7 protein-coding genes are annotated in these 10,734 nt (G+C 67.2%); 2 read left to right on the top strand and 5 right to left on the bottom strand.

The genetic code is table 11. The annotated features are described in order from the left end of the window. Nucleotides 1-48 precede the first annotated feature (48 nt). The 3 genes from BRAO375_RS05390 to BRAO375_RS05375 all read right to left on the bottom strand — a co-directional run bounded on the left by BRAO375_RS05390 (nucleotide 49) and on the right by BRAO375_RS05375 (nucleotide 5,234). A complete protein-coding gene (locus BRAO375_RS05390; RefSeq protein ID WP_009026438.1) occupies nucleotides 49-1,431 on the bottom strand; it encodes a M20 family metallopeptidase in 1,383 nt (460 codons plus the stop codon). A gap of 861 nt (nucleotides 1,432-2,292) precedes the next feature. Continuing rightward, nucleotides 2,293-3,957, bottom strand: a complete 1,665-nt coding sequence (locus BRAO375_RS05380) for a thiamine pyrophosphate-binding protein (RefSeq protein WP_009026437.1) — start codon at nucleotides 3,955-3,957, stop codon at nucleotides 2,293-2,295. A 152-nt stretch (nucleotides 3,958-4,109) separates the two neighbouring features. Then, nucleotides 4,110-5,234, bottom strand: coding sequence for an alkene reductase (locus tag BRAO375_RS05375; RefSeq protein ID WP_009026436.1), 1,125 nt, complete (start codon nucleotides 5,232-5,234; stop codon nucleotides 4,110-4,112). Between the two features lie 258 nt (nucleotides 5,235-5,492). Here BRAO375_RS05375 and BRAO375_RS05370 point away from each other — a divergent pair, with 258 nt between their 5' ends. Together BRAO375_RS05370 and BRAO375_RS05360 are read left to right on the top strand one after the other, a co-directional pair. Next, the gene (locus BRAO375_RS05370; protein WP_009026435.1) at nucleotides 5,493-6,347 is read left to right on the top strand and encodes an SDR family NAD(P)-dependent oxidoreductase; all 855 of its coding nucleotides are present in this window, start codon (nucleotides 5,493-5,495) and stop codon (nucleotides 6,345-6,347) included. 411 nt (nucleotides 6,348-6,758) lie between these two features. Beyond that, nucleotides 6,759-8,309: a hypothetical protein gene (locus BRAO375_RS05360; RefSeq protein ID WP_009026434.1), complete on the top strand. Its 1,551-nt coding sequence runs from the start codon at nucleotides 6,759-6,761 to the stop codon at nucleotides 8,307-8,309. On the opposite strand, the gene BRAO375_RS05355 is transcribed toward BRAO375_RS05360, so the two are convergent. Both BRAO375_RS05355 and BRAO375_RS05350 read right to left on the bottom strand, forming a co-directional pair. After that, complete coding sequence (locus BRAO375_RS05355) at nucleotides 8,294-9,508, bottom strand: hypothetical protein (protein WP_009026433.1); 1,215 nt, start codon at nucleotides 9,506-9,508, stop codon at nucleotides 8,294-8,296. The genes BRAO375_RS05360 and BRAO375_RS05355 overlap by 16 nt on opposite strands. After that, a complete protein-coding gene (locus BRAO375_RS05350) occupies nucleotides 9,508-10,512 on the bottom strand; it encodes a hypothetical protein (protein ID WP_009026432.1) in 1,005 nt (334 codons plus the stop codon). Before BRAO375_RS05350 ends, BRAO375_RS05355 begins: the two co-directional genes overlap by 1 nt. Between the last annotated feature and the right edge of the window lie 222 nt (nucleotides 10,513-10,734).

The raw sequence follows: 10,734 nt of genomic DNA, 5'->3' as shown, positions 1-10,734 counted from the left end.
GGCGAGGACCGCCCGCGCGGCCGAGGGTGTGGCTCACAAGGTCCCAGCTCACAGCGGCTTCCGCAACTCGCCCAGATCCCAGAACAGCCCCGCCATCAGACCCAGCGCCTCCTCCGTCACGTCCATCAGAATGTGCTCGTCCGGCGCATGCTGCGAGCAGCCGGGATAGGAATGAGGGACCCACATGGTCGGCATCTTCAGCACATCGGCAAACACGTCATTCGGCAGCGAGCCGCCGAAGTTCGGCAGCACGGCGGGCGCTTTGCCGGTGCTCATCTTGATCGACTCCGCCGCCCATTTGATCCAGGGGCTGTCGATGTCGGCGCGCGAGGCCGCGAAGCCTTGCGTCATGCTGACCTCGATCATCGGGAAACCGTGCGCGACGAGATGGGCCTTCACATCCTCGACGATGGCGTCGACCTTGGTGCCGACCACAAAGCGCAGTTGCAGCACGGCCCGGGCGCGGCCGGGAATCGCGTTCGCCGGCTTGTCGATATTGCCGGAGGAGATCGCGAGCACCTCGAGCGTGTTCCAGGCATACAACCGCTCCGACGGGGTGAGTCCGTCCTCGCCCCAATTGTCCGACAGCGCCGGCTCGTCGGCGGTCGGCTCGACCTGCACGTCGGCCAGGATGGCGCGGATCGCATTGGTGAGGCGCGGCGGCTTCAGCGAGTCCAGCTTGATGCGGCCGTGGCCGTCGACCAAGGTCGCGATCGCATTGGCGAGGATGGTGGCGGGATTGGCGAGCACGCCGCCCCAATTGCCGGAATGATTGCCGCCCTCGCGCAGGTTGACGTCGAGATGCAGCCGGATGCCGCCGCGGCAGCCGAGAAAGATGGTAGGACGCGCGGTCGACAGCCGCGGGCCATCGGAGCCGATGAAGACGTCGGCCTTCAGTGCCTCGCGCTTGAGATCGGCGACCTTGGCAAGGTCGGGCGAGCCGATCTCCTCCCCCATCTCGATGATGAATTTTGCATTGAAGCCGAGCTTGCCGCCCCGGGCGTCGCGCACCGCGCGCAGCGCCGCCATGTTGATGCTGTGCTGGCCCTTGTTGTCGGCGGTGCCACGGCCGTAGAGGCGGTTGCCGGCCCGGGTCACCGCCCAGGGATCACGCCCCTCGCGCCACTCGCCGGTCATGCCGTCGACGGTGTCGCCATGGCCGTAGCTCAGCACGGTCGGCGCACTGTCGCTCTCATGACAGGTCGCGATCAGGAACGGCGAGCGACCGCTGGGCGACGGCACGAGTTCGGAGGAAAAGCCGAGCTCGGCGAAAGACGGCGTCAGCTCGTCGGTGAGGTAGGATTCGAGCTCGTCCTTGCGCTCGGGATTGAGGCTCTCGGTGCGATAGGCGACCCGGCGGCCGAGCTCGGCCAGGAAGTCTCCGCTCGTCAGGCTCTGGCGGGCACGGGCGATTGCATCAATCCTGGTCATGGCGCTTTTCCAGTCACAACGAAGGCGGCGTCATATCGGGATCAAGGCGCGAGCGGAAGGGGCTGGGTTTGAATTCAGTGGGAGATCGGCCCGGTCTCAGATTTCGGAACCGATTGACGCGACGCATGACAGCAGACGCATGACAGCAAACGTGTGTCGCCGTTCTCGCGGTGCGATCGCGCACCCGAGCTTGTGGCAGTGAACACCCTCGAAAAACGGAGGGCGCGGGGAATGCCGGGTGAAGGCCTCACCCATGGCCCGCCTGCAGAAAGAGTAGCAGGCGGCAGTCACCACAGGTTCAGCCGGTCATCCGGCATTCCCCGCGCGACGGTTTTCACGCTTATAGCGCGCTCTCCCTGGTGTTCGGGCTTGATAGCCACCATCGCCAGCGGGATCATCACCCGCGGACTTGACGCCAGCATCGGGGCGCCAGGACCACACGCCTTTGCGTCCGCCAGATGCCGTTCGTCGGCGCGGGCTTCCCCGCGCTGCGGCATGCCGACAGCCGTCGCCTCCCCACCTCGCGTGTCGTGACGATCGCGATGCGCCCCTCCGTGTGAGGCGGGATTTCGGGAATACAGCATATATTCGGGTATTCGTAAAGAGATTTTTTCGGGCAGCTGCTCATGAGGTCGTCATTCCGGGGCATCGAGTGCAGGGTGGCGCAGCCGCCCTGCACTCGATGAGCCCGGAATCCATAGCCACAGGCGGTTGTGGGGAGAAACGGATGGTCATGACCAGCTCGCGTCACAACGTCCGCCTGTGGCTATGGATTCCGGGCTCACGCGGGTCGTAGACCCGCGTGCCCCGGAATGACGACTGTGGGCGTGGACGGACCGCCCCTCTCAGCTTGACGCCTGCTCAATTCACCGCGTTGCTCACCATCACCTCGATCAGCTTGGTGCCGGGCCGCCGGAAGGCCTCCGACAACACGGGCTTCAGCTCACGCGGATCACTGACGCGCAGCGCCTCGCAGCCGAGCGATCTTGCCAGTCCGGCGAAATCCACCGGCGGATCGATAAAGTCCATGCCGATGTAGTTGTCGTCGCCGTGGAACGACAAGAGTCGCTGCTTGATGATGCGGTAGCCGCCATTGTTGACGATGACCACCGACAGCGGCAGCTTGTGGTGGGCGGCGGTCCACAGCGCCTGGATCGAATACATTGCGCTGCCGTCGCCGGAGTAGCACACCACGGGGCGGTCGGGATTGGCGAGGCTGACGCCGACCGAGGCCGGCAGGCCCCAGCCGATGCCGCCGGAGGCGAGGCCGTGATAGTTGTAGCGGTCGCGATAGGGCCACAGCGCCGTCATGTAGCGTGCCGAGGTCAGGCCTTCGTCGACCAGGATGCCGTGTTCGGGCATCGCCTGGGCGACCTGCAGCGCCAGATAATCGGGATCGATCGGCGTCTTGTCGCGTGCCGTTTCGATCTGCGCGGTGAGCGTTTGGCGCCGCGCGCTCCAGTTGTTCGACGCCAGCTCCGCGATGCGCGTCTGCGCCGTGGCCGCTAGCGGCCCGCCGCCGATCTCGCGCAGCAGCGGCGTCAACTGAACAAGCGTCTCGCGGACGTCGGCTTTCAACGCGATCTCGGCGCCGAAGTTCTTGCCCAGTTCCCAATCGACCAGGCCGATCTGCACGATCGGCAATCCCTCCGGTAACGGCTCGATCTCGCTGTGCACGGACATCCGCAAGGGGTCAGCGCCAAGCACGATCAGGAGATCGTGCGGCGCGAGCAGGTCACGCACCTGCTTCTGCGCGCGCGACAGCGAGCCGATGTAGCAGGGATGCTCGGACAGGAAGTGCGCGCCGTAGGGCGCGGACTGCTGGTAAACGGGAGCGCCAAGCACGGATGCGAAATCGGCGGCGGCCTGCAGCGCGTCGCTCTTGACGATCTCGTCGCCGGTGATGATCACCGGCCGCTGCGCCTTAAGAATGCGTTGCGCGAGCGCTCGCAACGCGTCGGCTGACGGCTGCACGCGCGCATCGACACGGGTCGAGCGGCCGAGCTCGATGCCGGCTTCGGCGTTGAGGATGTCGCCGGGCAGCGAGATGAAAACAGGGCCGGTCGGCGGCGTCGTTGCAACCTTCGCGGCCCGCCTGACGATGCGCGGCAGATCTTCCAGCCGCGTCACCTCCACCGCCCATTTCACCAGCGGCTCCGCCATGCGCACCAGCGGGCCATACAGCAGCGGCTCCATCAGACCGTGGCCCTGCTCCTGCTGGCCGGCGGTCAGGATCATCGGCGTGCCCGTGAACTGCGCGTTATAGAGCGCGCCCATCGCATTGCCGAGCCCCGGCGCGACATGGACGTTGCAGGCGACGAGCCGGCCCGAGGCGCGGCTGTAGCCGTCGGCGATCGCCACCACCAGGCTCTCCTGCATCGCCATGACGTAGGTGAGATCGGGATGGTCCTTCAACGCGTGCATGACCGGCAGCTCGGTGGTGCCGGGATTGCCGAACAGATGCGTGATACCTTCGTCCTTGAGCAGCGCGAGAAAGGCCGAGCGTCCGGTGGTGCGGTTTTTCATGGTCGACGATCCTCCAAACGCTGTTGCTGGTTGTTCACGCAAGCTCTCTCCCCCGTCATTGCGAGCGAAGCGAAGCAATCCAGGGCTGCGCACGCGACTCTGGATTGCTTCGTCGCTTCGCTCCTCGCAATGACGACGGAGAGGACGATGAGCTACGCACTCACCGTCGCGTCATACGCCGGATAATCCGTGTAGCCCTTCTCCTCGCCGCCGTAGAAGGTCGGGCGGTTGTACGGCGTCAGCGGCCAGCCGTGCTGCAGCCGCGCCGGCAGGTCCGGGTTGGAGATGAAGTAGCGGCCGAAGGCGATGGCGTCAGCTTGGCCGCCGGCAATGGCGGCCTCCGCGGGCTCACCAGTGAAGCCGCCGGCGCCGATCAGCACGCCCTTCCAGATCGGCCGGAACAGAGCGATCGCGGACGGCACATTCTGCCAGTTGACGTCGGCACGGCCGGCGCCGGAGGAGCGCGGCTCGATCAGGTGCAGATAGGCGATGCCGAGCCTGTTGAGCGCCTCGATGGCCTGCGTATACAGCGGCATCGGCTCGGCCTCGCCGGAGCCGTTGGCGATGCCATAGGGCGACAGCCGCACGCCGACCTTGTCGGCGCCGCAGGCCTCGATCACCGCCTGCGTGACTTCGAGCAGGAAGCGGCAGCGGTTCTCGATTGAGCCGCCATAGCGGTCGGTGCGCTGGTTGCTGCGGGTCTGCAGGAACTGCTCGATCAGATAGCCGTTCGCGCCGTGCACCTCGACGCCATCGAAGCCGGCGGCCATCGCGTTGCGCGCGGCCTGGCCGTAGGCCGCGACCAGAGCGGGGATCTCATCGGTGTCGAGCGCGCGCGGCGTCTCGTACGCCGCGCCCTTGCCGTCCGCCGTCATCGCCTTGAGATCGTCGCCGATCGCGATCGACGATGGCGCCACCGGCAGCACACCGCCCGGCTGGAACGAGGAATGCGAGACGCGGCCGACATGCCAGAGCTGCAGGAAGATCAAGCCGCCCTTGGCGTGGACGGCATCGACGACGTGCTTCCAGCCGGCGATCTGCGCGTCGCTGTAGATGCCCGGAACGTTCGGACTGCCGGTGCCGGTCGGCAGCACCGGCGACGCCTCGGCGATGATCAGGCCGCCCGGCGTCGCGCGCTGCGCGTAGTAGTCGACGTTCAAGGGACGCGGCGCGAGCGTCTCCCTGGCGGCGCGCATGCGGGTCAGCGGCGCCATGACGACGCGATGCTTGAGATGATACGGACCGATGGTCAGCGGCGAAAACAGCGCAGGCAGCATTTCTCCCCCGTGGAATGTCGTTGTGAGCGTCGTTGTGATTGTCGGTTAGGATCATCTTGTTCGCAAAACATCGCGGTGGCAATGTCGGCGCGACCTCGATACGAGCAGACCCTCCATGCCGAAAGCGGACGCCCTGCAACGGCGGGCCATCACGCGCGTTGCAGCCGCGAAGACCTGTCATGCGGTGCCCCGTATGATCTTGCCGCCGCGCTCAGCCGTCATACACGACCGTCTCATCATCCAGCCGGAGAATACGCCGTGCCCCACCCTGCTCTATCCGCCGATCACACCGCCGTCGTCACCGGAGGCGCGTCCGGCATCGGCCTTGCCGCGGCCATGCGCTTCGCCGCGCGCGGCATGAACGTCTGCCTCGCCGACGTCGACGAGGCCCGGCTGCACGATGCGGCCGCCAAGGTCAGCGCCGCCGCGACGCGCGGCGGGGCCGCGGTCATGACGGCCAAGGTCGATGTCAGCAACCGTGACAGCGTGGTCGCGCTCGAAGCGGCGGTGCGCGCGCGCTTCGGCGCCATCGACGTGCTGATGAACAATGCCGGCATCCAGCCGGGCAGCAAGATCTTCGGCCCGGAGGACAATTGGCAGCGCATCCTCGGTGTCAATCTGTGGGGCATCATCCATGGCTCGCAGGTGTTCGCGCCGAACATGATCGCGCAAGGCAAGCCGGCGCTGATCATCAACACCGGCTCCAAGCAGGGCATCACCACGCCGCCCGGCGATCCCGCCTACAACGTCTCCAAAGCCGGCGTGAAGGCCTTTACCGAGGCGCTGCAGCACGAGCTGCGCAACAGGCCGGGCTGCCAGGTCACCGCGCATCTGTTCATTCCCGGCTTCGTGTTCACGCCGCTCACCGCGAACGGCCGCATCGAGAAGCCGGCCGCCGCATGGACGCCGGCGCAGACGGTCGATTTCATGCTGGAGCGCGTGTCGGCCGGCGACTTCTACGTGCTGTGCCCCGATAATGATGTGCCGCGCGCGCTCGACGAGCGCCGCATCCTGTGGGCGGCCGGCGACATCGTCGAAAACCGTCCGCCGCTGTCGCGCTGGCATGCGGACTACGCGGAGGCCTTCGCCGCGTTCGTAAAGAAATCGCCATGATCCGGCCACGTCCGGGCGTCCTTCGCCTGACCGCCCCGCGCTCCTGATCCGGGTTCCCTCGCGTCGTATCGTCGCAAGACGACCGGAGCCTCGGCGGCCGCGATCATGCCCGGCCGAAGCGTGGCGATGAAATGTTTCGAAACTCACCTGCTTGCGGCGCAGCCGTGCTCCGGGCTGCTTGCCAGCGGCCCAACGACGGCTCCGACGTCAAGCGCTGCGATGTCGCAGCTCCGCTGCTGCGTTGCGTAGGGGCCGCACGACAATCTGACGCAGACGCATTCCACAATCCCTGCGCGATGCAGCCATGAAACGGGCAGCAGATAGTCCCCATCACCCGCACCCGCGACAGCCGCAATCTCGATGAGGTCGGCCGTTCCGTATTGGTGCGCAGCATTGGGGAGACCATCGGACATGACGCGTCACCATCGTCACCATCACGACAGTCACCACCACGATCACCATTATCACGGCCATCACCACCATCACTGCCAGCCGGCGCCGCCCACACCTCCGACGCCGCCACCGACCCCACCGGCGCCCGCGCTCGGCTTTGCCGACCTCGGCGTGGTGTTCAACGACGCCACGCGCTTTCTCGAAGGCGGGCTGTGGCGCAACGTCGTCGAGGAAGGCGGCCAGGGGCTCGGCAGCGTCTTCAACTACACCGGCGATCTCACCGTGATTCAGGACGGGCTGAAGGCGATGGTCGCCGCCGGCCAGTTCAGCGGCCAGACGCTCGCCCACGTCAACAAGATCCTGGCCGACATCACCATTGCGCAGGATGCCGCGATGGCCTCGGTGACCGGCGGCGGCGCGTTCGGCAGCATCGCGGCGGCCGAGAGTGCGCTGCGCAGTGCGCATCTCGACATTCTCAATCTCGTCAACAACGATCCGGCCCTGGCCGCGAAGGCGACCAATGCCGATGGCGTCACGGGATTCCTGCAGGTGCCGCAACTGCTGCCGGACGGCGTGACGGCGGCGACCGCGCCGAAGACCACGCTCGCCGAGCTCGGGCTGATCTTCAACGATGCCGCCAATCGCCTGCTCGGCGGCGTCAACGAGAGCAATGTGGACACCATCCAGAGCGACGTCGACGCGCTGATCGCCGGCCTCAACGCGCTGGTCGCTGCCAATCCGCTGCAGTTCGGCGGCCTGACCGGTGTGCACGCGCTCGCCATCATCGACCAGCTCGCGCTCGTCAACACCCACATCAACGGCGCAGCCGGCAATGTCGACATCGGCCGGGCGCTGAACGACGATTTCCTCGATATCATCGACATCGTCGCCGGCGACACCAACCTCGCCAACATGGCGCAGCAGAACGGCCTCAAGGGCTGGGCGCAGTTCGGCGATTTCCTCAATCCGACCCCGGCCTATCAGGACAACCAGGCGCAGACCGATTTCTGGGCCATGTTCATCGCGCAGTCGAACGCGCTCGGCAAGGCAGCGATCGCCGCGGTCAATGCCGGCGATGCCGCGGCGATGGCCAAGGTGACGGCAGACCTGATGACCTTCAAGAAGGACGTCACCGATTTCGACGCGGCGCAGGGCGGCATCTTCCAGGCCCGCTTCGACAATGAGCTGCTCGGCGACCAGAGCACGCTCGGCGCCGAGATCGCCAAGATCCTCGAGGGCTTCCAGACCGGCAACAAGGCGCTGGTCGCGGCCGCCGCCGACCAGATGCACCAGAACGCCGCCGATGTCGGCGGCAACAACATCCCGGTCAATGGCGGCGCCTACAATGTCGACGGCACCACCGCCGCACAAGTGCTGGCGACGACCGGCGGCGGCAATGCCAATGCGGCCGCCGTGCTCGCAGAGATCATGGCCCAGCCTTCCGCGAACGTGATCATGCTGCCGAATGCCGCGCCGGCCTCACAGGACGGCGCCGTGGCCGCGGCGATCGCCATGGAGGGACAGATGATGGAGATGTCGCACCACCATCATCATCACATGTGGGCGTGATCCGCCGAGGTCTCGGGCGCCTGCACCAGCAGGCGCCTGACCAATGCGAGCGCTGTTTCGGTGGCCGGGTCGGCCGCGATCACCGACACCGCGAGCACGATGAGATCGACCGGCTGATGCGACAGCACGATGACATGCGTCGCGTGGCGCGCGTCCATCAGCGCCGCCATGCGCTCGACGGCGGGATCGGTCGGCGCCAGGCCCCACGGCGCAGCGGCCCGGCGCAGGACGCGGCGCGAGGCGAGAAAGTCGCGCAGCAGCGGCGGATCGTAGCTCGCGAGCTCCGCCTCGCGATAGCGCCGCGCGCTCTCGAAGATCGGCTGGCGCGTCAATTCGGCAATCAGCTCGTCGCGGGTCGCGGCGCTGGAAGCGCCGATCGAATCCAGCACGCCGGGCTCGCGGGCCTCGAGCACGGCGCGCAACGCATCGCCCATCAGGCCGATCGTGAGCACGCCGGCCATGGCCACCGCGCAGAAGCGCAGCATTTGCGCCGCATCGACATCCGCCGACAGCGCGGCCGCGGCGGCGCCGAGCAAGGCCGCGCCTGAGATCCGCAGCAAAGTCAGCCACACGCCCTGACGCTGCGCCTCGGCGCTGGCGCCCGCGATCAGGATCGCGGTCACCGCGAGCAGCGCGCCGAGCGCACCGAGCCGCACCGGCATGTCCGGCGCCAGCACACGGAAATCGGTGATGATGAAGGGAATGACGATCAGCGCGCCGAAGGCGACGCGATCGATGGCGCGGTTCTCCCACGCCAGCAAGCTCATGCGATCGCGGCGTAGCAGCAGCAGCGCACACACCGCGAAGCCGGCGAGCTGGAACGCCGACAGCACGGCCGTGTGCGCGTTCTCGAGCTCCACCGGACCGAGCGCGCCGGCCAGCGCGAGCACGATCCCACCGAGCAGCGCAGCGAGCTTCAGCCCGCGATGCGCGTGCCGTCGCAGCAGGCCTTCGGTGACGATGAGCGCACCGAGCGGGATCAGCGCCGCAGGGACCAGCGAGATGCGGTCGAGCGTCGCATTGTCGGTCCACCAGGCGATGCCGCGCAGCAGGAACAGCGCCGCGACCAGCGTCAGCAACGTCACCAGCCGTGCCGTCAACGGTCCCCTCGGATCGCGCCGGTGCAGCATCGCTCCGGCCACCGCGAGACCGATGGCGCCGCAGAGATTGACGACGGAGTCGGCGACCACGCCCGGCATCATCGCGTGGCCTCGCCGGACGGCAGCCGCGGACGCAAAGTGCCGAAAACGCGCTTGTCATCGAGCCAGTGCACCAGCGGCAGGATCATCCGCTGCAGCGCCAGCACGGCCGAGGTCGCCAGCAGCGCCGGCAGTGAGCCGGACGGAATCTCGCGCAGCAGATAGCGCCGGGCAGCGGCGAGGTCGATGCGGCCGAGCTGCAGCAGGTCGTCGCCCCTGACGTAGTCGAGCTCGCGGGCGCAGAAGCCGTTGTAGATGTCGTCGCGATGCTTCGGCGCCTCGTCATACGTCTTCTTCAGCGCATCCGAGCCGCCGGTATAGGCGTTGCTGATGACGAAGCGTTGCTCGTCGAAGCCGGCCTCGTCGCCGACGCCGAACACCGCGCGATGCGTCCGCATGATGCCGCGTGCGAGCTCGAGATGCGTGAAGCTCTGCCGCGCCTCGGGCTGCGGCGACGGATAGACGTCGGAAAAGGTCTCGCAGACCATGCCGGCCACGGCGGGCACCTGCGTGACGTTGGAGATCCATTTCGGCCGCAGGCCGTCGCGGATGAACAGGAGCAGCGTGGTGAGGCCATAGAGCACGCCGGAGAGCCCCTTGCCGCGGACCTCCGGATCGACCATCACCAGGCCGAGATGGATCACCTCCTGCGTCTCGCCATCGCGCGCCACCTGCATCACCGCCAGCGCATTGAAGGCGATCGGCCGGCCGGTCGCGGCATCGGACACCAGCGTGATGATGGCACGGGCGAGCGCATCGCGCTGGCCGGAGAAGATGCCGTAAGTGAGATCGCCCGCGGGCAGCGTCTTGCCGGCGACGGCGCGGAGATCGGCGACGAGCGCAGCCAACGCCGCATCATCCAGGGTCGTGCCGGGGCTTTCGACGATGCGCGTGCGCAGCTCCGCATGGGTGCGCAACGACAGGTCCATCGCCTCCTGCCCCAGCGCGCTGAGCCAGAAGCCGAGATGGTCCCTGATGCGCCTGGCCGCTGCGACGATGTTCATGTCCTCATCCACCCGGCGCGGTCGCAACCGCCTCGCCGAAGTCCTGCCGTTCACGACCTATGCGCAGTCGGCGTTAATGCGTCACCATGGCGGACGGCGGAGCTGCAGTCACGGTAAACGCAGCTTGAACGATGGCAAGCGTCGACGCGCACGACGAACTTGTAGAGGCGCATTGCGAACGGTGCGGAAGTTGGTTCTGATAGGAGAGCCTGCCCGTGTGGC

Origin of the sequence: Bradyrhizobium sp. ORS 375 (assembly GCF_000239775.1) — a bacterium.
GTDB lineage: Bacteria > Pseudomonadota > Alphaproteobacteria > Rhizobiales > Xanthobacteraceae > Bradyrhizobium.
Note: the sequence above shows the minus strand (reverse complement) of the source record. Positions and strands in the feature narration are given on the sequence as shown.

Excerpts from the sequence above, each read along its gene's own strand:
- BRAO375_RS05390 (WP_009026438.1), bottom strand. The coding sequence starts at position 1,431 with ATGACCAGGATTGATGCAATCGCCCGTGCCCGCCAGAGCCTGACGAGC.
- BRAO375_RS05380 (WP_009026437.1), bottom strand. The coding sequence starts at position 3,957 with ATGAAAAACCGCACCACCGGACGCTCGGCCTTTCTCGCGCTGCTCAAG.
- BRAO375_RS05375 (WP_009026436.1), bottom strand. The coding sequence starts at position 5,234 with ATGCTGCCTGCGCTGTTTTCGCCGCTGACCATCGGTCCGTATCATCTC.
- BRAO375_RS05360 (WP_009026434.1), top strand. The coding sequence starts at position 6,759 with ATGACGCGTCACCATCGTCACCATCACGACAGTCACCACCACGATCAC.
- BRAO375_RS05355 (WP_009026433.1), bottom strand. The coding sequence starts at position 9,508 with ATGCCGGGCGTGGTCGCCGACTCCGTCGTCAATCTCTGCGGCGCCATC.
- BRAO375_RS05350 (WP_009026432.1), bottom strand. The coding sequence starts at position 10,512 with ATGAACATCGTCGCAGCGGCCAGGCGCATCAGGGACCATCTCGGCTTC.